This window comes from Solidesulfovibrio magneticus RS-1 (assembly GCF_000010665.1).
Classification (GTDB): Bacteria; Desulfobacterota; Desulfovibrionia; order Desulfovibrionales; family Desulfovibrionaceae; genus Solidesulfovibrio; species Solidesulfovibrio magneticus.
The window spans coordinates 4,308,808-4,330,742 of sequence record NC_012796.1; the positions used below are offsets into that span (position 1 = coordinate 4,308,808).

The 21,935-nt window shown below is 65.7% G+C and carries 18 protein-coding genes; 6 read left to right on the forward strand and 12 right to left on the reverse strand.

Annotated elements, in window-relative coordinates; all coding sequences use genetic code 11:
• The first annotated feature begins 14 nt into the window (after positions 1 to 14).
• The 6 genes from DMR_RS17830 to DMR_RS17855 all read left to right on the forward strand — a co-directional run bounded on the left by DMR_RS17830 (position 15) and on the right by DMR_RS17855 (position 7,846).
• Entirely contained in the window at positions 15 to 1,013 is a 999-nt protein-coding gene (locus tag DMR_RS17830) for a glycosyltransferase (protein WP_043601040.1), read from the forward strand.
• Positions 1,014 to 1,090: 77 nt separating this feature from the next.
• The gene (locus DMR_RS17835; RefSeq protein WP_015862438.1) at positions 1,091 to 2,515 is read left to right on the forward strand and encodes a multicopper oxidase family protein; all 1,425 of its coding nucleotides are present in this window, start codon (positions 1,091 to 1,093) and stop codon (positions 2,513 to 2,515) included.
• Between the two features lie 2 nt (positions 2,516 to 2,517).
• Complete coding sequence (locus DMR_RS17840; protein WP_015862439.1) at positions 2,518 to 3,870, forward strand: TolC family protein; 1,353 nt, start codon at positions 2,518 to 2,520, stop codon at positions 3,868 to 3,870.
• 126 nt (positions 3,871 to 3,996) lie between these two features.
• Positions 3,997 to 5,205 carry a PLP-dependent aminotransferase family protein gene (locus tag DMR_RS17845; protein WP_015862440.1) on the forward strand — a complete coding sequence of 403 codons (1,209 nt, stop codon included), beginning with the start codon at positions 3,997 to 3,999 and terminating at the stop codon, positions 5,203 to 5,205.
• 6 nt (positions 5,206 to 5,211) lie between these two features.
• Positions 5,212 to 6,603, forward strand: a complete 1,392-nt coding sequence (mnmE, locus tag DMR_RS17850) for a tRNA uridine-5-carboxymethylaminomethyl(34) synthesis GTPase MnmE (RefSeq protein ID WP_015862441.1) — start codon at positions 5,212 to 5,214, stop codon at positions 6,601 to 6,603.
• Between the two features lie 406 nt (positions 6,604 to 7,009).
• Positions 7,010 to 7,846, forward strand: coding sequence for a hypothetical protein (locus DMR_RS17855; RefSeq protein WP_015862442.1), 837 nt, complete (start codon positions 7,010 to 7,012; stop codon positions 7,844 to 7,846).
• Positions 7,847 to 8,064: 218 nt separating this feature from the next.
• Here the strand turns inward: DMR_RS17855 and DMR_RS17860 are convergent, their stop codons facing one another.
• The 12 genes from DMR_RS17860 to DMR_RS17915 form a co-directional block, all read right to left on the reverse strand.
• Positions 8,065 to 8,910: a tetratricopeptide repeat protein gene (locus tag DMR_RS17860; protein WP_043601043.1), complete on the reverse strand. Its 846-nt coding sequence runs from the start codon at positions 8,908 to 8,910 to the stop codon at positions 8,065 to 8,067.
• Positions 8,911 to 8,975: 65 nt separating this feature from the next.
• Positions 8,976 to 10,043, reverse strand: coding sequence for an NAD-dependent epimerase/dehydratase family protein (locus tag DMR_RS17865; protein WP_015862444.1), 1,068 nt, complete (start codon positions 10,041 to 10,043; stop codon positions 8,976 to 8,978).
• Positions 10,044 to 10,294: 251 nt separating this feature from the next.
• Positions 10,295 to 11,362, reverse strand: a complete 1,068-nt coding sequence (locus tag DMR_RS17870) for an NAD-dependent epimerase/dehydratase family protein (RefSeq protein ID WP_015862445.1) — start codon at positions 11,360 to 11,362, stop codon at positions 10,295 to 10,297.
• A gap of 45 nt (positions 11,363 to 11,407) precedes the next feature.
• Positions 11,408 to 12,343, reverse strand: a complete 936-nt coding sequence (locus tag DMR_RS17875) for a glycosyltransferase (RefSeq protein ID WP_015862446.1) — start codon at positions 12,341 to 12,343, stop codon at positions 11,408 to 11,410.
• Positions 12,344 to 12,441: 98 nt separating this feature from the next.
• Entirely contained in the window at positions 12,442 to 13,917 is a 1,476-nt protein-coding gene (locus tag DMR_RS17880; protein WP_015862447.1) for a B12-binding domain-containing radical SAM protein, read from the reverse strand.
• Between the two features lies 1 nt (position 13,918).
• Positions 13,919 to 14,947 (reverse strand): glycosyltransferase, encoded by a 1,029-nt coding sequence (locus DMR_RS17885; RefSeq protein ID WP_015862448.1) that lies wholly within the window; start codon positions 14,945 to 14,947, stop codon positions 13,919 to 13,921.
• Positions 14,944 to 15,927, reverse strand: coding sequence for a glycosyltransferase family 2 protein (locus DMR_RS17890; RefSeq protein ID WP_015862449.1), 984 nt, complete (start codon positions 15,925 to 15,927; stop codon positions 14,944 to 14,946). The genes DMR_RS17885 and DMR_RS17890 overlap by 4 nt, the downstream gene beginning before the upstream one ends.
• 21 nt (positions 15,928 to 15,948) lie before the next feature.
• Positions 15,949 to 16,899, reverse strand: coding sequence for a UDP-glucuronic acid decarboxylase family protein (locus DMR_RS17895; protein ID WP_015862450.1), 951 nt, complete (start codon positions 16,897 to 16,899; stop codon positions 15,949 to 15,951).
• A gap of 82 nt (positions 16,900 to 16,981) precedes the next feature.
• A complete protein-coding gene (locus DMR_RS17900; protein WP_015862451.1) occupies positions 16,982 to 17,842 on the reverse strand; it encodes a 50S ribosomal protein L11 methyltransferase in 861 nt (286 codons plus the stop codon).
• A gap of 302 nt (positions 17,843 to 18,144) precedes the next feature.
• Positions 18,145 to 18,447, reverse strand: a complete 303-nt coding sequence (locus DMR_RS17905) for a hypothetical protein (protein WP_015862452.1) — start codon at positions 18,445 to 18,447, stop codon at positions 18,145 to 18,147.
• 236 nt (positions 18,448 to 18,683) lie between these two features.
• Positions 18,684 to 18,896 carry a hypothetical protein gene (locus DMR_RS17910; RefSeq protein WP_015862453.1) on the reverse strand — a complete coding sequence of 71 codons (213 nt, stop codon included), beginning with the start codon at positions 18,894 to 18,896 and terminating at the stop codon, positions 18,684 to 18,686.
• A gap of 175 nt (positions 18,897 to 19,071) precedes the next feature.
• The gene (locus tag DMR_RS17915) at positions 19,072 to 21,504 is read right to left on the reverse strand and encodes a DUF459 domain-containing protein (RefSeq protein ID WP_043601046.1); all 2,433 of its coding nucleotides are present in this window, start codon (positions 21,502 to 21,504) and stop codon (positions 19,072 to 19,074) included.
• Positions 21,505 to 21,935: the final 431 nt, after the last annotated feature.

Here is a 21,935-nt window from a genome sequence, read left to right on the forward strand (position 1 = left end):
CCCTGGGAGGCGTTTTGGCGCGTACCTGCATTTTCCTGCCGCCGCTTCGGGCGGTCTCCGGGGGCCTGGCCGTGCTGGCCGAGGTCGCGGCCGGGCTGGCCGGACTGGGCCAGGACGTGGTCCTGGTGCTGCGCGATCCGGCCGCGCCGCCGCTACGCCTGCCGCCCGGGCTGCCGGCGGTCGCGCTGGACGCCGCCGGCCTGACCCCGGACGACGTCTACGTCGTGCCCGAGGGTTGGCCCAACGCCCTGGCTCCGGGCCTGGCCGCCGGGGCGCGCTGCCTGGTCTACTGCCAGAACTGGGCCTACTTCCACAACGGCCTGCCCGATGGCGTGACCTGGGACCAGCTGCCGGTTTCCTTTCTCGCCGTGTCCGACCCGGTGGCCCGCTATATCGAACTGGCGACCGGAACCCTGCCGTCGGTGCTGCGCCCGGCCATCGATCCGGCGCTTTTTTCGCCGCCCGCCCAAAAGCCGGCCCCCTCGCCGGTGCGAGTCGGCTACATGCCGCGCAAGAACAAGGCCCTGGCGACCATGATCCGCCAGACGACCACGGCCCGGGCCGCCCGGACCGGGCTGGCCCTCGAATGGATCGCCATCGAGGGGCTGCCGCGTGAGGGCGTGGCCGAGGCCCTGCGCGCTTGCCACGTGTTTCTGGCCACGGGCTTTCCCGAGGGCTGCCCGCTGCCGCCGCTGGAGGCCTTGGCCTGCGGCTGCATCGTGGCCGGCTTTGCCGGCTTTGGCGGCTTTGACTACATGCGCTCCATCGGCCCGGGCGGCCATGTCCCATCGGTTTCCCTGCGTGAGGTTCCCTGGGGCGGCAACGGGTTTTACGCCGCCGACAATGACGTTTTCGGGGCGACCCTGGCCCTGGAGGCGGCGGCCCGACTGTGGCTGGACGGCGGCCCGGCCCTGGCAGCGGCGCTGGAGAATGCGGCGGCCACGGCGGCGGCCTATGGGCCCCAGGCCCGGCAGGAGGCGTTGGCGGCCATTTGGCAAACGCTCGTCGGCTGAAAGCGCCCCTTGCCTTTCGCGGCGAATTGTTGCTTACATTGGTAGGAAACAGTTCCCGTCCCAGGCAAGGAGTTCCCATGGCCGGTTTTTTCTATCGTCTCGCTTCCTGGCTGCCGCGTCGCCCGGACACGCCCGATACCACGCCCGACGACACGGCCGCCGCGCGGCCGGCGCGCCGCCGCTTCCTCTCCCTGGCCGCCCTGGCCCCGGTGCTGGCCGCCGCCCCGGCCCTGGCCAAGTCCGATCCCCACGCCGGCCATGCCATGCCGCCCGGACCTAGCGGACCAGGCGGACACGGCGGACACGGCGGCCACGGCGGCCACGGCGGCATGATCTTTCCCTGGCGCGATCCGGCCGTGGCTATCACCCCGCCCCCGCCGCTTACCGGCAAGGGCGAGGGAGAGGTCATCACACCCCATATCCCCAGCCTGGGCTACGAGCGCGACGGCGACGTCAAGGTTTTTCGTCTGACGGCCCAGCCCGTGACCCGGCTGCTGCTGGACGGGCCGCCGCGTCCCGGTTCGCTGTGGGACCGCTGGCACAAGGCCAAGGGGGCCATGCACGGCATGGACATCCCCAAACCGGTCAAGCTCTGGGGATTCAACGGCTCCATGCCCGGCCCGGCCATCGAGGTCATCCAGGGCGACCGGGTGCGGATCATCGTCAAAAACGAGCTGCCCGAGGCCACCAGCATCCACTGGCACGGCCTGGAGATCCCCAACGACCAGGACGGCGTCGGGGGGCTGACCCAGCCGCCCATCCGCCCGGGCCAGACGTACGTCTACGAATTCACCGTCAATCAGGTCGGCACCTTCATGTACCACTCCTCGTTTAACGAGAAAAAGCAGGTGGGCATGGGCCTGGGCGGCTTTTTCATCAGCCATCCGGCCGACGGCACGCGCCGGGTGGACCGCGACTACGGCCTGCTGTTGCAGGAATGTTTTTTTTATCCCGGCAACGAGCACGTGGACGTGACCTCCACCGACCCCAACTGGTTCACCATCAACGGCAAGGCCGCGCCGTCCACCGACGTGCTGACGGCCAGGGTCGGCCAGACCGTGCGCCTGCGCATCGCCAACCTGTCCAACATGCACGCCCACCCCATCCACCTCCACGGCGTCACCTGGCGCGTCACCGGCACCGAGGGCGGCCCCATCCCGGAATCGGCCCAGTGGCCGGGCAACACCGTCAACGTGGCTCCCGGAACCGTACGCGACGTGGAATTCACCTTCCATTATCCCGGCTACTGGCACCTGCACTGCCACAAGCTCCACCACACCGTGAACGCCCACGCCGCCGTGCCCATGGGCGTGATGCCCATGGGCGGCATGACCATGCTCTTCGAGGTCGCCCCGGCCCAGGGCGGGCACGACGCCGGACACGCCCCGCCCCAAACCGGACTCGACGGACAAGCCCCGGCAAACGCCGGACACGACGGCCACGTCCAGCCTGCTCCGGCCAACGCCGGACATGACAGCCACCAAGGCCACGGAGGCAACTAGCCATGGGACGCGCCCTTTTGCCCGTGCTGCTCGTGTTCCTGGCCGCCGGCTGCGCCAAGGTGGAACCCCAGGCCGATTTCGCCAAGATGGCAGCCCTGGTGGCCGAGCGCGAAGGGGTCCAGCCCCTGTGGCGGCGCACCCCCGAGGACGACGCGGCCGTGGCCGGGCAAGCCGCCGCCGTGGCCGCCCGGGGCATGACGCTCTCCGACGCCGTGCGTCTGGCCCTGGTCAACAACCCCGGCGTCCAGGCCCGGTTCGAGGACATCGGCGTGGCCCGGTCCGAGGTGGTCCAGGCCGGGCTGCCCCAGAATCCGTCCCTGGCCGTGCTGTTCGGGTTCCCGCTATTCGCCGGCGGTCCCCTGGGCAGTCTGGCGGCCACGGCCATGACCTCGGTGTCCGATCTGGCCCAGGTGAAGGACCGCACGGCCAAGGCCCAGGCCGAACTCGAACGCGACATCCTGCTGGTGGGACTAAGGGCCTGCGAGATCGCCCGGGAAGCCCGGCTGGCCTGGCTCGAAGTCGCCTATGCCAAGCGCGCCCTGACCCTTGGCGGGGAGGTGGCCGGACAGGTGAAGAAACTGTCCGAGGCCGCCAAATACTACCGATCCTTTGGGCTGGCCGACGACGCCCGGGTGGCCGCTCTGGAAGCCGGCACGGCCAAGGCGGGCCTGGAAACCGCCGAACTGCGGGCTAGGCTCCAGGTGGCCAAGGCCCGGCTGGCCCGGCTGACCGGCCTCGACCCGGCCCAGCCCTTGGACATCGCCGGCGAAGTTCCGGCCAAGGCCGTGCCCCTGCCCCCAGCCGGCGAGGCCTCGGCCTACGCCAAGGCCCACAATCTGGCCGTCCAGGCCGCGATCTTTGCCGAAAAGGCCGCCCAAAGCGGCGTAGCCCTGGAAAAAATCCGGTGGCTTAAGGACTTCGACATTGGCCTGGGCTACGACCTCGACATCGAGAGCAACCGCACCGTCGGCCCGGGCGCGTCGGTGCGGCTGCCGCTTTTTGACCAGAACCAGGCCCAAAAGGCCAAGGCCGACCACCTGCGGCGGCAGGCCGCCCGGCTGGTGGAGGAGGCCAGGGGGCGGGCCGCCGAGGAGGCCCTGCGCGCCCTGGAGGAAGCCGGATTGGCCCGGACCACGGCCGAGGCCCTGGAAACGGGCGTGCTGCCGCCGGCCGCCCGGGCGGCCAAGTGGGCCGGAACCTACGCCGGGGCCATGCAGCTTTCGGAGCTGACCGCCCTGGAGGCATCCTTGGAGCTTTTGCGCGAACGGCTGCGCCACAACCAGGCGCTCTTGGCCGAACAGCAAGCCCTGGTCCGGCTGGAGTTCGTACTGGGCGGCCCCATCCCGGGAGCCTGATCCGGGACGCGGAAAAATCTTTCCTCGGGCAACCTTTCAGGCTAGCATGGGGCGACCGGCCGCGTCTGGCGGCCTGTCGCCCGCCAGAACGTCGCGGCCCTCCACCAACCCAAGGAGGCTCACGCCGTGCCCGCTTTCGCCAAACGCATGTCCCAGGTGCGCCGCTCGTTCATCCGGGAAATCCTCAAGGTCACCGCCGATCCGTCCATCATCTCCTTTGCCGGCGGTTTGCCCAAGCCCGACCTGTTTCCCACCGGCCCCATCGCCGACGCCGCCGCCCGGGTATTGGCCGAAAACGGCCCCGCCGCCCTGCAATACTCCGTCACCGAAGGCGAACCGGCCCTGCGCCAGTGGATCGCCGACCGCTACAAAAAAAAGCGCGGCCTGGACATTGATCCGGCCACGATCCTGATCACCAACGGCTCCCAGCAAAGCCTGGATCTCTTGGGCAAGGTCTTTCTCGACCCCGGCGACGTGGTCGGCGTGGAGCTGCCCGGCTACATCGGGGCCATCCAGGCCTTCTCGGTCTTCGAACCGACCTTTGCCGGCGTGCCGCTGGGGCCCGAAGGCCCGGACATCGACCGCCTGACCGACGTGCTCACCCGGCAACGGGCCAAGATGTTCTACGCCGTTCCCAACTTCCAGAATCCTTCGGGCCTGACCTATTCCCTGGCCGCCCGCCGGGCCGTGTCCGAGGCCATGCGCGTGTCCGACGCGGTTTTCGTCGAGGACGACCCTTACGGCGAACTGCGCTTCATGGGCGAAGCCCTGCCGCCGGTGTCAGCCTTCATGACCCAGGACCGCTATCTGCTGGGCACGTTCTCCAAGATCGCCGCCCCGGGCCTGCGCCTGGGCTGGGTGGTGGCCGATCCCGACTCCCTGCCCAAGCTCGTCACGGCCAAGCAGGCCTCCGACCTCCACTGTTCGACGCTGGTGCAGCGCATCCTGGTGCAGTACCTGGCCGACAACGACCTCGACGCCCATATCGCCACCATCAAGGCCGCCTACGGGGCCCAGCGCGATCTCATGGTCGAACGCATCAAGGCCGAATTCCCCGAAGGCGTGGCGTACACCGAACCCGAGGGCGGCATGTTCCTGTGGGTCACTCTGCCCGAGGGCTGCTCGGCCTTTGCCCTGTTTGACCTGTGCATCAAGGAAAAGGTCGCCTTCGTGCCCGGCGAGCCGTTTTTCGTGGACGGCTCGGGCCAGCGCACCATGCGGCTCAACTTCTCCAACGCCGAACCCGAGCGCATCGTGGAAGGCATCCGCCGCATGGGCCGGGCCATTGAAAAGCTTCTGGAAACGCCGGCCTGTCCGGCCGGACCGGACGCCTAACGCCCCATGCGCCCCAAGCCTTCCGACACCATCGCCGCCGTCGCGACCCCGCCGGGTCGCGGCGGCGTCGGCATTATTCGCGTCAGCGGCCCGGCCGCCCGGGACATTGCCGAGAAGCTCTTCCGGTCGCCACGGCCGGACTTTTCGGGCCTTAGGCCCTACCGCCTGCACCACGGGACCTTTCACGCGCCCGGGGGCAGGCTCCTCGACGAGGGCATGGCCGCCTTCATGCCCGGCCCGGGCAGCTACACCGGGCAGGACACGGCCGAGCTTTTCTGCCACGGCTCCCCGGCCGTGCTGGCTGCCGTGCTCGGGGCCGCTTACGCCCTGGGCGCGCGGCCGGCCGAAGCCGGGGAATTCACCAAGCGCGCCTTTTTAAACGGCCGGCTGGACCTGTCCCAGGCCGAGGCCGTGGCCGAACTCATCGCCGCCCGGGGCGCGGTCCAGGCCGATCTGGCGCTAAACCGCCTGACCGGCGGCATGGGCGAGGCGGCCCGGGAACTGGGGCAGGCCCTGGCCGATCTCCTGGCCGGCATCTGCCTGGCCGTGGATTTTCCGGAAGAGGAAGTGGAATGCCTGCCGCGCGAGGCCTTTGCCGACGGCGTGGCAGCGGCTGTTGCCCGCATCGACGCCCTGCTCGAAGCCGGACAACGGGCCGCGCCCTACCGGCAAGGCGCGACGGTGGCCCTTTTCGGCAAGGTCAACGCCGGCAAGTCGAGCTTATTTAATGCCCTGCTCGGCACGGACCGGGCCATCGTGACGGCGCTTCCCGGCACCACCCGCGATTATCTGGAAGAGAGCCTCGACCTCGACGGCCTGCCCGTGCGCCTGACCGACACGGCCGGGCTGCGGGCCACCGACGACGCCATCGAGGACATGGGCAAGAAGCGCGGCCTGGAAAAGGCCCGGCGGGCCACGCTGGGACTGTACGTGGTGGACGGCTCCACGCCCTTTGCCCCGGACCCCGAGGCCGAGGCCGTGCTGGCCGAACTGGGGCCGGGCAAGGTGCTGGCCGTCGCCACCAAGGCCGACCTGCCGCCGGCCGAACCCGCGCCGTTGGCCGCGCTTGCCGGGCGCGGCATCCGTGGCGTGGCCGTGTCCTCGCGCACCGGCCACGGCCTCACCGGTCTTGTGGCCGCCATCCGGGCCATGCTGACCGCCGAGAACGGCCCGCCCGAGCCGGACACGCCGGCCCCCAGCGACCGCGAAGCGGCGGCGCTGTCGGCGGCTCGAGCCGAGCTGGCCGCCCTGGCCGAGGACATCGCTTCAGGCATCCCCTACGACCTCATGGGCGTGCGCCTGGAGACGGCCGCCGGGCTGGTCGCCGACATCACCGGCGAGACCACGCCCGACGACGTCCTAAACGCCGTCTTCGACCGGTTCTGCATCGGAAAATGACAAGCATGGCGTGAGAAGCGCAACGGTCAAGACCATCAGCAGGACATCTTCCACAAACACAGGCCCTGGGCGACACGCTGACCGTTCGCGCCAGGATCGTCCTCCCGCCCGCCTCCTGCGCGGAGCTCAAGAATCTGCCGCCCGGCTTTCCGGGCATCCCCGCCTGACCCTTTGCGCTGAAATCACTGTTGGCAAGCGCCGCGTCATTGAGTATTTCCTGTATCCAATCCTCGAAGGTTTAGATACGGGCAGGTCAAAACGAAGCTCCATGGGCAACTGATGCCCGTGGAGACGCTTGGAATGTATGAGACATGGGACTGGCTCACCGGGGGGCTCAGGCAAAAATGGTCGCGCAACTCTATAATACTGCGGTAGACAACAACTTGCCGCAACGACGTTGGTAAGCATGTTACAGGGCAGTGATTTCGTAAGTTATATCTGGATGTATGCAGCGCTGCTGCATACCATTATTGGCCTTCACGCCCAGATTGCCATATCTATCTTTTCATTTATAGCAATGCTTTTGTTTTGGCGCGTCTCTTTGTTGCGATGGATTTTTCTGACAATCCTCATTCTCGTTGCCGGCCCGAGGTTGTTCGTATCGAGCGGAAAGATCGTGAGCGATGCGCTGACGACAACAGTTATAAAATATAAAATAATTATTGAAGTTGAAACGCCAGAAGGATTAAAGACAGGATCGAATGTTGTCCAGGTGACTATTACGCCGAAGTTTGTCCATTGGAACCCGAGTGCTTCTCCCATAATCATCCGCGTCGAGGGAGAGGCAATTTTTCTTGATCTTGGCCAAGGGAAAAATGTTATTGCTACCCTAGGCTTCGGTCCCACTGGAGCCAATGAGGGTCGGCTGTCGCGGTTGCCGTCGGAGGTGCTTGGTGGGGACAATGGTCAGTCCTATACGAGGGCGCGCACCTGGGAAGGGCGGGCCGAACTCCATGGCGACCTCATCCCTACCATGGTCACATTTGGCGATCTCGCCGACCCTTATACGGTCCAAGTTGTTATGCCTGACGAGTTCGCGACCGTCTTCGGTCCAGGATATCGATTTAAGGGGGCCTGGATTGAGATGACGATGGATGACGTGACGAGAGCAGGGATCGAAGAAAAATTGCCATGGATTTATCATATGAGCAAGTACGTAAACGCTGGTAATGCAGGCGCTTTAAGCACTCCTTTTACTAACAAGCTAGACTACTCTATGCTATTATTCAAGAGAGGGAATTAAATTGTTGATGCTTGGCTGATTTCGTAGAAACCAGAAGAAATACTCCTTTATGGAGGAAGCTTTATGGCTATCGATAATGATGTCTTTCGATCCATTCTGGCAATGGATTCGTATAATCGGGGCGCTCAGTGAGGATGTTTTCAGATCTATTCTGGCAATAGACACCTACAATCGAGGCATCTTCCGCTTCTCCGCCCTTCTCTTCTCGCCCCTCTCTCTCAACGATTCTCAATCGCGTCCTGAATAGCCTTGGCCTCCGCCAAGGTGGCGTCCAGGTCCAAGGCCCGTTGGGCGTAGTCGTAGGCGTCGTCTTTCTTGTGCCATTTCATATAGAACTTGGCGATGTTGAGGAAGGTCATGGGGTGGCCGCCGAAGGTTTTGACGGCGTCGAGGTAGAGGGCTTCGGCCTGTTTGAATTCGCCAAGGGCGTCCCAGGCGTCGATGGCCATGCGCCAGGCCTGCTGGTCGGACGGGAAGCGTTCGATGGCCAGCATGAACATTTCCGAGGCTTCGGGCAACAGCCCGGCGTCGGCGAAAAGCTTGCCGACTTCGCGGATCATGCCCGGCTCATCGCCGTAGTTTTCCACCAGCCGGCGCAGGTAGACCTTGCCCTTGGGGAAGCTCTTCTGGTCCAGGCACTCCCGGCCCAGGGCCAGCCATTCCTCGCGCTGGGCGTTGCGGCGCTTTTCTTCCTTGGCGGCGGCCTGCTCCTCCAGCTCTTCCATCTTGAGGCGAAAGGCCGTGAGTTTTTTAATCAGCAGCGTCTCATCGCCGGACTTGTAGCGCAAAAACGGGCCGCCACACACGCCGAGGCTTTCCAGGAAAGCGATCACGCGCGGGTGGCGGCTGAAATCGTCGCACATTTCGACAAAAAGCAGATCGACCTCGGACCGGCCCATGCCCAGGGCCGAGCTGGTGGATTTGAGCACCAGCGCGTCGTTGGCCGCCTCGATGCAGCGGTAGAAGTCGTCGCGCCGCAGATACCCCCGGGCGCGACTGATGTTCTCCCGGATGGTGCGGGCATCGGCCAGCATCCGGTTATGGTCGACCTTACGTTGCGCCATGTGTCCGCCTCCGTGGACGGCGGCCCGCGCAACCGGCCAAACGGCGCCCCTGATCCGGGGGGGCTTTAGAGGCCGGAGAGCGTGCGCAGGCTCGCTTCGTTGTCGCGGACCCAGTCAAAGAGGTCCGTCAGGACCGTTTCCGCGCTCCGCTTGGGCTTCCACCCATAGTCGGCCGTCACCCGGCGGTTGTCGCCGATGTAGATGGCCAGATCGGCCGGCCGATTGACCGGATCGCGCCGTATCTCGATGGCGTTGCCGGTGAGCTGCTCGCAAAGGCGGGTGGTCTCCAGAAGCGACAGGCTGGTTTCCCTGCCGCCGCCGACATTGTACACCTTGCCCTTGGCTTTCTCAAGGTCGGCCAGCTGCAGATCGAGCAGATCGAACAAGTCGTCGATATGGAGCAGATCGCGCACCTGCTTGCCCAGGCCGCCAAAGCCGATGTAGGAGAGCTTGCGTTTGAAATAATGGGCCTGGACCCACAGCGAGAACACGCCCTGGTCGACCTTGCCGAACTGCCAGGGACCGGCGATGACGCCGCAGCGGTTGATGACGCTGCGCACGCCGTACATGGCTTCGTATTCGCGCAGCACGAATTCCGAACAGAGCTTGGTCGCGCCGTACATGGACTTGGGACCGTTTAAGTCAAAGTCGATGTCCACGCCCGCTTCGCTCCAGCCGCGCGGCCCGTCCCCGGCCTGCCACACGAAGCGCGATTCTTCCTCGCGCAGGCCGATGGCGTTGATGGGATCGTAGGGATAGACCCGGCTGGTGGAGAGAAACACCACGTCGGCGGCGTTTTTACGGGCCACTTCCAGGCAGTTGATGGTGCCGGTCAGGTTGGTGTTGATGAGGTACTTGGGCGAACCGCCAAAGCCGGCCAGCACCGACGGCTCGGCTGAGCATTCCAGCAGCACGTCGATCTTGTCGTCGAACTCCATGTCCTCGGGATTGCGGATGTCGCCGTGGATAAACCGGATGCCCTCGGCCACCAGCCGGGGCACGTTGAATTCCGAACCGCGCCGCTTGAGGTTATCGAGCACGATGACCGTGCGCTCGGGATATTTGCGCTTGAAGGCCACGGCCAGATTGCTGCCCACGAATCCGGCGCCGCCGGTCACCAACATGGTCTGCATATCAACTCCTTCGGGTAACGAAGCGAAGCCCCGGGGGGAGGAAACCCCGGGCCAAGCGGCCCGCAGCAACAGGGAAAACCCTGGCATGGGTCCCCACCTTCCTCTCCCCAAAATATCAATGGGGGATACCGTACTTCCACTTCGGGAATCAACTGAAGAGGCGGGGTTGCGGCCGTTTCGGCCGCAACCCCGCCTCAATAGAGGGGGTCCGGGGGGCATCATGTCCCCCGGCCGCCGGAGGCATCTTCGATTTAAGCCGTCTCGACAACGTCTTTTTGGGTCTCGTAGATTTCCTTGAGGATGCGGGGCACGTCGTAGGTCATCTTCCAGTCGGGGTAGTGCTGCTCGAACTTCTTGAGGCCGCTGATCCACCAGATGTGGTCGCCGATGCGGTTGGTCTCGTCGTATTCGCAGTTGAGCTTCTTGCCGGTGATCTCTTCGCACAAGTGGATGGCTTCGAGCATGGAGCAGTTGGAGTAGCGGCCGCCGCCCATGTTGTAGACCTCGCCGACGCGGGGCTTCTCGAAGAAGTGCCACAGGCTGTTGACCAGATCGTAGGAGTGGATGTTGTCCCGGACCTGCTTGCCCTTGTAGCCGTAGATGAAATACTTGTTGCCGGTGATGCAGCAGCGCATGAGATAGGAGAGAAACCCGTGCAGCCGCGTGCCGGAGTGGGAGGGGCCGGTGAGGCAGCCGCCCCGGAAGACGCCGGTCTTGAAGCCGAAGTAACGGCCGTATTCCTGGACCAGCACGTCGGCGGCCACCTTGGACGCGCCAAACAGGCTGTGCTTGGTGTGGTCGATGGACATGGTCTCGTCGATGCCGTCGTTGTAGGCATGGGACGGATCGATTTCCCAGCGGGTTTCAAGCTCCACCAGGGGCAGGTAGTTGGGCGTGTCGCCGTAGACCTTGTTGGTGGAGGTGAAGATGAACACGCTGTCCGGGCAGTGGGCGCGGAAATTCTCGAGCATCACCAGGGTGCCGTTGGCGTTGACGGTGAAGTCCATGTAGGGGTCGGAAGCGGCCCAGTCGTGGGAGGGCTGGGCGGCGCAGTGGATGACCGCCTTGATGTCCTTGCCGTAGCGGCCGTAGATCTTGGAGATGCCTTCGTGGTCGCGGATGTCGGCGTCGTAGTGGGTGTAGTTCTTGTGGGAAGCTTCCAGGCGCTGGCGGTTCCACTCAGTGGAAGCGTCCTCGCCGAAGAAGGTCTTGCGGAAGTTGTTGTCGATGCCGACGACATCGAAGCCTTTGTCACAGAAAAACTTGACGGTTTCCGAACCGATGAGGCCGGCGGAGCCGGTAACGATGGCGACAGCCACGGGGATCTCTCCTGTTGGCGATTGGGTGCGAGTTTCGGGGGCGGCTTACGCGCTTGGGGCCTGGCGTGATCTTCTGGCCAAAAACAGGGCGCCCACGAGGAAACGCAGGAAATACATGCCGCAGGCCTTGACCGGATGGGCCAGGAGCCGGCGGTAGCGGCCTTGTTCGACGAATACGCCAACGAACCGGTAGAACGCCCCGTACTGGCGGGCGATGTCCGGGTCCTGCCGGGTCCATTTGGCGATGTAGGCTTCGGCGCTGCCTGTGTAATACGTCTTCTTCTTCAGGTAGCGGCCGAGGTGAAAGGCGGCTTCGTTGTGAAACAGCAGCGGCACGTCCTGTCCGCTTTTCGCTTCGAAGCCCACGAGCGCATCGGGAATGCCCGCAGCGGGCAACCCGGAAACATAGGCGTCCACCGCGTCGAAATCGTAGCGCGACAGGAGGCCGATGGTCCCGATGCCTTTAAGTTTCTTGTCCAGGTCCCAGTCCTCGGGACCGGTCAGGGACGTGTCGAACCCGCCCACGGCGGCAAAGGCGTCACGGCGCATGAACCGCGCGCCGTCGATGACCGTGCCGTCGTAGAAGCTGCGCTCGAAACGTCGCACCGACGGAAAAAAGCCCGTGCCGAGCACGATCTCGGGCACATGCAGGGCCACGTGGCCGGAGGCGTCCAGGAGTTCCACGCAACGCCGCACCACGGTGCGCGACAGGATCATGTCCGCGTCGAGGAACATGACGTACTCCCCGGCGGCCACGTCGAGCATGCCGTAGTTGCGCTGGGCAGAGCGTTCCGGCCCTTTGTCGAAGACGCGGTCGGTGAAACGGCGGGCAATGGCCTTGGTGTCGTCGGTGGAGGCGTTGTCCACGACGATGATTTCCAGGGCTTCCCGGGGGAAGTCCTGGCCGGCCACCGAAGCCAGGCAATTGCCGATGTTGGCCGCCTCGTTTCGAGTGGTGACCACCACGGAAACGCGGATCATGCCGGGACTCCGGGCCGGCTGGAGCCGGCGGACAGGCGACCGTGGCCGGTAAAGCGTATGCGCGTCTTTGACATGGTGGATGGCGGGTCGGCGGCTGCCTATTTGCAGCCGCAGGATTTGGCGCGGCTTTTGTTGAGCAGGTGTCCGATGAGCTTGGAAGCGGCCCGGGCCAGGAACTTGATGTCGTCGAGGTCCCGGATGCTCAGGATCTTTCGGGCGATGAACGCCGGCGTGAGGGCGGCTTTATACAACTCGTCCTTGAATTGCAACACGTCGCTGGAGGAGATGGGGCTTTTCCAGACCGAGTCGCGCATGTCGTAGTCATCCCAGTTCTCGGTGGTGAGCCAGCCGTTGGCCTTGGCTTCCTCGAAAAGCGGCGTGCCGGGATAGGGCACGACGATGGTGGCCTGCAAGGTATTGAGCAGGCCGCGCGAGAACAGCGACTTGGCGAAATCCACGGTGCGCCGGGCGTCCTCGCGGGTTTCCCAGGGGTAGCCCACCATGGTGGTGATGTGGGGTTCCAGGCCGGCCTTCTTGGCCATGCGCACGGTCTCCTCGATCTGGGAGACCTTGATGCCCTTTTTGAGACGATTGAGCGTATCCTGGGACATGGACTCCAGGCCGATCAGGATAAAGCGGAAATTAGCTTTTTTCAGCAGATTCCACTGGGCCTGGGTCAGCTCGCCCACGCGCATGTTGCAGCCCATGACGACTTTCTTGTGCAAGCCCTTGGCGATAAGAAGGTTGCAGAACTCCTCCAGCCAAGCCCCGCGCGGGAAGCAACCCGAGTCGTCGAAGATCTCGCGGATGCCGTAGTCGGCAACCAGCCGCTCGATCTCGGCCACGTGGCGGGCCGGGGACACGGTGCGGTAGGTCGCGCCGGGAAACAGGGTCGTCCAGCTGCAAAAGGTGCAACGCCCCCACCAGCAGTCGCGCCCGGCCATGACATAGGCCCCGGGGGTGTACTTGAAATTGCCGTTTTTAAAGGCGTAGCGCTTCCACTTGATGAGTTCGCGGTCGATGTAGGGCAACTCGTCCAGGTTGTGGGTGAGGTTCCCCAGGCCGCCGTCGACGATTTCACCGTTCTCGCGCCGCCAGACACCAGCCGGCAGGGCCACGGGCCGGCCGTCGAGATGATCGACCAGATCGGCCAGGATGAAATCGAAGTCGCCGCCGCAAATGACGTAGTCCACCGGGCAGTTTTCCATGGTTTCGCGGGGAAGCGCGGTGACGTGGTCGCCCATGAGCACGATGGTCGCGCCGGGCAAAGCCGCCTTGAAGTCGGCCACGATCTTCCAGTGCCGGGTCACCACCGGGGTCTTGGTCTCCATGGCGATGACATCCGGGGCCTTGGCCACCAGATCGCGCTTGAAGGCCTCGTAGGTCATCTCGTCGGCGATGCCGTCGTCAAAGGTGACGGTATGCCCGCGCGAGGCCATGAGGCTGGCGGCATAGGCCGGCACCATGGGGTAGATGTAGGTGGGGTTGGTGAACCACTGGAACTGCCGGTTCTGGGACAGAAGCGGCGTGCCTTTGTCCGAGGACAGCGGCGGATAGGCCACGGAAACTTTCATATCACCTGCCAAGGGAGCTGGTCAGCGTTTTGCGGGAAAGGCCTACGAGAAAACGGACGCCGTACCAAACGTGGGTGAGCGCCACGTAAGGCAAAGCGGCTAGGGCCACAAGGGCCGGCTCGCGGCGAAGGACCGTGAGATCGAAAAAGACGGCGGCCAGGAAACAGCCGTAGGCGGCAAAGCCCAGGCTTAAAAGGCAGCCCAGAAACGGCCAGGGCGAGCTCCCGTCGGCCACGTAAAAAAAGCCGTAGCCCAGGGCCAGGACCAGAAAGAGCACCCAGGCCGAGGGGATGAAATAACACGGGCGGCGCGAGGTTTCGGGATGCACCCGCACGAAATGGCCCCGGTGCAGGCCGTAGTTGCCGACCTGACGCAGGTGCTTGGCCAGGCCCGGCCGGCGGTGGTGCCACACAAATAGCTCGGGCAGATAGAGGATGCGCCCGCCCTTTTTGTGGACCAGATCCAGGCAGAACTTGGTGTCCTCGCCGGGCCAGCAGGCGGTGTCGAAGCCGCCCACGTCGTAAAAGGCGTCGCGCCGCACGATGAGGTTCACCGTGGGCCAGTCGTCCACCTCCCGCCGGGGCGGGGTCGGGCGGTAGCGCTCGGGCACGCCGGTGAGGCGGCTCAAAAAGACGGCGCCCGAAGCCCTGGCCCAGAAGGGATCGTCCGGGGGCGTGGCCGCCGGTCCGCCCACGGCGGACAGGGTCGGATCGCCCTCGAAGGCGGCCCGGGCGATGGAGAGCCAGCCGCGTTCGGGATAGGCGTCGTCGTCGATGAAAGCGAGGTAAAGCCCAAGGGAGGCGGCCGCGCCGAGGTCGCGCTTGACGGCTGGCGACACCGGCCCCGAGGCAATGGCCCGCACCCGGGGATCGGCCGTCAGGGCGGCCACGTCCATGGGGCCGTCGGGCACGAGGATGACCTCGAAATCCGCTTCGGCCAGGGCCAGCAGATGAGGCAGGCTCTCTTCGATGTAAGGGCCGGGGGCCCTAAACGGAATGATGATGGAAAACAGCGGCGGCGTCGGACTCACTGCGTCTCGTCCCAGGTTCCGGCGCGGGAGCGCACGATGTAGAGGGGCCGGTTGACCACCTCGGTGTGGATGTGGCCGATATACAGCGACATCATGCCCAAAGCGCACAGCACGATGCCGATTAAAAGCGTATTAAAGACCGTGAAAAAGGCCAAGGCGGTGATGTTGGCCCCGAAAAACCAGTTGCTGACGACCATAAGCCCCAGCACCGGCACGGTGACGGCCATGATCAAAAGCCCCAGATAGCCGGTCAGGCGCAGCGGCACCAGGGAAAAGGAGGTGAAGCTGTTGATGGCCAGATCAAAAAGCTTCTTGACGGAATAGGCCGGCTCGCCCTGGCTGCGGGCCGGGGCGCAAAAGGAAATGTAGGTCTTTTTATAGCCCATCCAGTCGATAAGTCCCCGAAACATGCGCGAGCCTTCGGTGAACTGCGACAGCGTCTCCACCACCTTGCGGTCCAGCAGCCGGAAATCGGTGGAATTGGGCGGCAAATCGAGATCGGTGAACCGACGCATGAACCAGTAAAAGGCCTTGGACCCCATCTTTTTGACCAGGGAGTAGTCGGCGACCTTTTCGCGGATGGTGGCCACGATGTCGTAGCCCTCCTCCCACTTGGCCAAAAGCTCGGGGATGATCTCGGGCGGATGCTGGAGGTCGGCGTCGAGGCAGATGACGGCGTCGGAGCCGATGGCGTGCTCCACGCCGGCGGTCAGGGCCATCTCCTTGCCGAAGTTGCGCGAGAACATGAGGCCCTTGAAGCGGCCGTCGGCGGCGGACAGCTCTTCAATGACGGCCCAAGAGCGGTCGCGGCTGCCGTCATCGACCAGGATGCACTCCCAATCGTAGGCCGTGGCCTCCATGACCGCCGTGACGCTGTCGCGCAGGGCATAAAGCCCCGGGCCTTCGTTGTAGACCGGGACCACAAGGGAAATTTTGCCGCCCCGCCGGGAGGCGGGGCGGCTGTCGGCGTCATACGTCATCCGGGATTCCGTTTCGCTGGCTTAGGCCTGGCGCAGGAAGGCATCGAAGTATTCGATGGTCTTTTTAAGGCCCTCGGGCAGGGCAACCTTGGGTTCCCAACCAAGCTTGGCCTTGGCCAGGGTGATGTCCGGGCGGCGCTGTTTGGGATCGTCCTGGGGCAGGGGGCGGTAGTCGATGATCGACTTGGAGCCGGTGTATTCGATGACCAGCTTGGCCAGTTCCAGTATGGTGAATTCGCCCGGGTTGCCGGTGTTGACCGGGCCGGTGAAGTCGTCGGGGGTATCCATGAGGCGCAGGAAGGCTTCGACGAGGTCGTCAACATAGCAAAACGACCGGGTCTGCTGGCCCTGGCCGTAGACGGTCAGCGGCTCGCCGCGCAAAGCCTGGATGATGAAGTTGGAGACAACGCGGCCGTCGTTGGGATGCATTCTCGGCCCGTAGGTATTGAAGATGCGGGCGACTTTGATGCGCAGGTTGTGCTGACGGCGGTAGTCGAAGAACAAGGTTTCGGCGCAGCGCTTGCCTTCGTCGTAGCAGGAGCGGAAACCGATGGGGTTGACGTTGCCCCAGTAGGATTCGGGCTGGGGATGCACCGACGGGTCGCCGTAGACCTCGGAAGTGGAGGCCTGCATGATCTTGGCCCGCAGGCGCTTGGCCAGGCCGAGCATGTTGATGGCGCCATGCACGCTGGTCTTGGTGGTGGCCACCGGGTCGTGCTGGTAGTGGATGGGCGAGGCCGGACAGGCCAGGTTGTAGATCTCGTCGACTTCCACGTAGAGGGGGAAGGTGACGTCGTGGCGCATCAGCTCGAAGTTCGGATTGTCGAGGAGATGCGCGACGTTTTGCTTGGAGCCGGTGAAATAGTTGTCCAGGCAGATGACGTCGCAACCCTGGGCGAGCAGGCGTTCGCACAGGTGCGAACCGAGAAAGCCGGCGCCGCCGGTGACGAGAACACGTTTTTTCAGGTGCATGGCTTGTGCCTTGAAGACGGTTTGAGGTGGATGATGCAAACGCGGAAAGCGTCCCCATAATCCCCTTTTGGGGGAATGTAAATCACTGCCAGGAAAGCGAGGCCCATTCCCCGGACACCCGTCGCACGGGCTGCCCGAGGCCAGTGGCCTGGTAGGCGGCGGCCACGTCGTTGGCCTGGGTTTCGAGGATGCCGGACAGGACGAGCATCCCGCCCTGGGCCACGTGGCGCGTGAGCAGCTTGGCCATGGCCATGAGCGGCGCGGCCAGGATGTTGGCGGCCACGACCTCGAAGCGGCTGTCCGGGGCCAGGCTCCCCACCCCGCCCACGGCCAGGGACATGGCGCCTTCCACGCCGTTTAAGCGCAGGTTGTCGGCGGCGCACCACACGGCCTGGGGGTCGATGTCCAGGCCCACGCCAGTCAGCCCCAGGCGGCAAAGCCCGATGCCCAGGATGCCCGAGCCGGTGCCGAGATCGAGAAAACGCATGGACGGGGTCAGCCAGCCCGAGGTCTGGGCCTGGGCAAAGGCTTCCAGACACAGGGCCGTGGTGGGGTGGTGGCCGGTGCCGAAGGCCATCTTGGGTTCGATGAGGAGGGGCTTCTTGCCGCCGGTGTCGTGGTCGGCCATCCAGGGCGGCAGGATCTCGTAGACGCCGCCGACCTCGATGGGCGTGAAAAAGGCCATCCAGGCCGCGCCCCAGTCCTCTTCTTCCAGGGTGGAGACTTCCCGGGGCAGGTCCGGCCAGTCGGCGGCGACTTCCTCGGCAAAGGCCCGGGCCGGCGGGGCGTCTTCCATGTGGACGCGGAAGCGGACGGTCTCGCCGTCCTCCAGGACGGCCTCTTCCCAGCCCTGGGCGGCCCGGCCGGCCAGCCAAGCTTCCAGCAGTTCGGCGGTTTCGCCGCCGCCGGGCACGGTGATATCAACGCGAAGCAGTTTGCGCACAGGTGCTCCTAAACGCAGAAACAGGGGCCAAGCCCCTGTCGTTATTGTGGCATTCGACATATCCAAACGCAAAAAACACAGGCCGCCGGGCTTTCGCCCTTTGGTGCGCCATGTATCGCCCTTGCCGGTCAACCACACCGGGGCAGACCCAGGTTTCTCGACCGCAGGGCCGGCCGCCCTCCCCAGGGCCAGGGCCGCCGTGCTGGAAGTGGAAGCGCCAGGCCCCGTTCCCGGGGCAACGCCGCCTCGCCTGGGCCTGCGTTCTGCGCAGCGCCCACGACGGCATTCCCCGCCGGCCGGCCTCAGACGTCGGCGTCGGCCAGGGTGCCTATGCCCGAGGCGTAGGCTCCGAGCACGTCCTTGGAAAACTGGTAGGTCTGGCTCATGTCGTTTGAGGCGGTCGCCCCCGAGGAGCCGGAGTTCATGTAATCCAAAGTTTTTTCCACCACAGCCGCGCCAAAGGTCTGCTTGTCGAAGGGCGCGGCGTCGCCGGCCGAGGATGCGCCGGACGAGGAAGGCATGCTGTTGAAGGTGTCCAGCGTCTTGGTCACGATGCCGCCGGCGACCTCGGCGCTTAAGGGATTGGAAAACGTGATGGCGCTCATGGCGTTGCTCCCTGCCGCGTCGTCGGAGCAGGCCCCGGCGCACGGCGTGTTCGGTTCGTCGCCTCGTGTCGCGCTCCCGGCGTGCGCCTATGGCGCGGGCCGGGAATACTTCTGCAGGAAAAGCCCGGTGCCTGCCCTAAAAACCCAGGCTGTCGCCCAACCTCGCAAATCTTCGGGATTTCCACCAATGCGCCGGCCGCAGTGCTCACGTCAACTGCCGGAGCGCGCCCGACCGGTCAGGTTTTTTTATCCGCCAGCGACCCCACGCCCGAAGCAAATGCCTGGGCTTCGCCGCTCCGGGGCGTGCTGGGCCCCGTGTAGACAAGGTCGATGGCGTCGCCGCGCTCGAAGGCTGTGGTGGGCGCGACTTCCCGGATGTTGTCCAGGGTGTCCATCATCAGGGTATACCCGGCCTTGCTCCCCATGACGTCCCAGATTTTTCCGCCCATGGCCGACTCCGCCGACAAACCTGTTTTTTCCTCTCTACCCGGCCGAGGGTCGCCGGTCAAATGGCGTCAGGCCATCTTCGGGCAATCGCAAACGGAAAACACATTCTAGCCAACACAACAGCCTGTTCAAAACACCATCACGCCCACCCGCGAATCGGCTTTGCCGCGCACGAAACTAGCGGGCGGCCATGGAGGCCACGCCCACGGGCAACTGCAACACCGTGCCCACGCGCAGACGCATGGGGTCCAGCCCGCTGTTCTCGGCCAGGATGCGCTGGACGCTCAGGCCATACGCCCGCGAGAGCTTCCAGAGGTTGTCGCCCTCGGAAATGACGTGCTGCCGGGCCGGGGCATGGGCCGGACCTGCGGTCGGCGCCGGGGTGGCGGCCGGGACAGTCCCGCCCTGGGCCTCGGCCGGCAGGATAGCCGGCGCGGCCACGGACGCCGCCTTGGCCGAAGCTTCCTTGGCCGGCGCGCCGGAAGCGGCCACGGCAGCCAGAGACGACGGCACGCGCAGGGTCTGGCCCTCGCGCAGGCGCAACGGATCGACGCCGGGATTGGCGGCGGTCAAAGCCTCGACGCTGACGTCGAAACGCTTGGCGATGCTCCACAGGCTATCGCCGGCCGAGACCGGGAAGAGCAGCATTTCGGCGCTGGCCAGGCCGCCCTCCGCAGGCACGGTGACCAGCTGGCCAACGCGCAGCCGCGACGGATCGACCTCGCCGTTGACGGCCAGCATCTCCTCCAGGGAGACGCCGAACCGGCGCGACAGGCCCCACAGGGTGTCGCCCGGGGCCACGGGATAAAGCCCCGCGTCGCTGACCGTCCGGGTTTCGGCGGCGGCCGGAGCGGGTGCGGCCAGGGCCTCGGCCCGGGCGTTGTCCGGCACGGCCAGGACCTGTCCGGGCTGCAGGCGCAGGGGGTCAAGGCCGGCGTTTAAGCGGGTCAGGTCGTCGGCCGACACGCCCAGGCGCTTGGCGATGGACCAGAAGTTGTCGCCGTCGGCCACCACATAGCCAGCCCCGTCCAGGGCAGCGTGCTGCTTGCCGGCGGCCGGCCGGGCGGCCGTGGCCGAGGCGGCGGCGGGCAGGGCCAGGGGCTGGCCGATGCGCAGCCGGGTGGGATCGACGCCGGGATTGGCTTCGGTGAGCGCGGCTACGGTGACGCTGTGCTGGCGGGCCACGGACCAAAAGTTGTCGCCGTCGGCCACGGTGTGGACCTTGGTCGCGGCGGTGGGGCTGCTCGGGCGGATCTGGGCCTTGGTGACCTGGGCGAGGTCCACCCCGGCCGGCACGGCCAGGCGCTGGCCGATGCTCATGCGACGGGGATCGACGCCGGGATTGGCAGCGGCCAGGGCGTCGGCGGACACCCCCAGGCGCTTGGCCACGGACCACAGGGTGTCGCCGTCGGCCACGGCGTAGCTGACGCCGGGAGCCACAGCCGGCGTGGCGACCACCGGAGCCGGCGCGGCCGGGCGGCCCATGGGATCGACGGACGAGGCGGCGGCCTTGGTCGGAGCCTCGGCGACCTGGATCGGCGCGGCGGCCTTGGCGGCGGCGGCCGGAGCAGGCGTCGGCTGGACAGCCGGAGCGGCGCCCTTGGCCGGCGCAGCGGCCGAGGACAGAGCCTTGGGCGCGGCGGTCGCCTGGGCGACCTGCACGGCCGGGGCGGCTACAGGCTTGGCCGCCACGGCGGCGGCGGCAACGGCCACGGGGGCGGCCGGCTTCTCGGCGGCGGCAACGGCCGGGGCCGAAGCCGGGGCCGTCGCGGAAGCGACCGCCGTCACGGACGGGGTCGCCGGACGGCCGGGGCGGGCCATGGGCGTCAGATCGCGGTTTTCAATGGCGGCCAGCAGTTCGCCCCGGGGCAGGCCCGAGGGTTCGGCCACGGTTTCGATCAGCCGGGCAGCCAGCAGGCGCGAGCCGGCGGCGGAGATGTGCACCCCGTCGTCGGCGCGTAGCTTGACAGTGGCGCCCAAAGCCGTGCGGGCCACCGGAGCGTAGGCCCCGGAGGCGTCGGCCAGGACGTCGCGAACGTTAATATAGGCGCAGTCCGGCAAGCTGGCGGCGGTCCTGGCCAGCACGCCGTTGACATGGCCCATGCCGGCGTCGAAAGCGGCGTCGCCCATAATGGGCACGCCGATCAAGTACACGGCAGCGGCGGGGTTCTCGCTTTTGGCGATGGCGTGCAGCCGGGCCACGCGCCGGGCGTATTCGACGTCCCAGGACGCGGACTTGTACGGCGCGCTGCGCCCGGAGGGCGTGGGCAGGGGCTTGTCGTCATTGGCTCCGAGCATGATCATGACCACATCGGGATGATGAGCCTTCACCTGGGCGTCGAGATTGGCCTCCCAGTCGAAAAACGAGGGATTGGCCAGACCGCTCGACACCTTGCCCAGGTACGCGAAACGCACCGCTGGCTTGCCGGCGAAAGCGGTCTCCATCTGCTGGCCCAGGCCAATGGACAAGGAATCGCCCACCAGCAGGATACGCTTGGCTTTGGGCGCGCCGGGATCGACCTTGGCCGCGCCCGCCACGGGCAGTCCGGGAGGGAGAATCAAGGAGACGATCAGTACGGCCAGGAGGAGGACCTGACTCGGGCTTCGCATACACAACACCTCAGTGCCGGCCCGGCCCCGCGCCGCGCGACCCCCATCGCGCCCGCCAAGTCCCGGTAACGGCATGATAATGTAAGAAACGCGACCCTGGATGGTATGAGTTTCTCAAACAGCCGGCGTCCCATAAAGCCTCGTCCGGATCTGCGCCCAAGCCTCCTACGGACTTCGTTCCCCAACGATTTCGGGCGCTTATCTGTGGACGACGCCGCCGAAGCTGCGTTCCCATCCTGAGTCTGCACACTAGCAGAACGCGATGCTCCTTTCAAGATAAATACCAGATTCATCCACTTATCGGAAAAAAAAGGAAAAAATGCAGAGAGAAAGGATCGGGCGACTGCCCCGCTGTCGGGCACGGCGGCCGCAAAACGAGGACTGGCGGGACTTGGCGGCCATGTCCCCGCCCAGCCCCGCCAGACCGATGG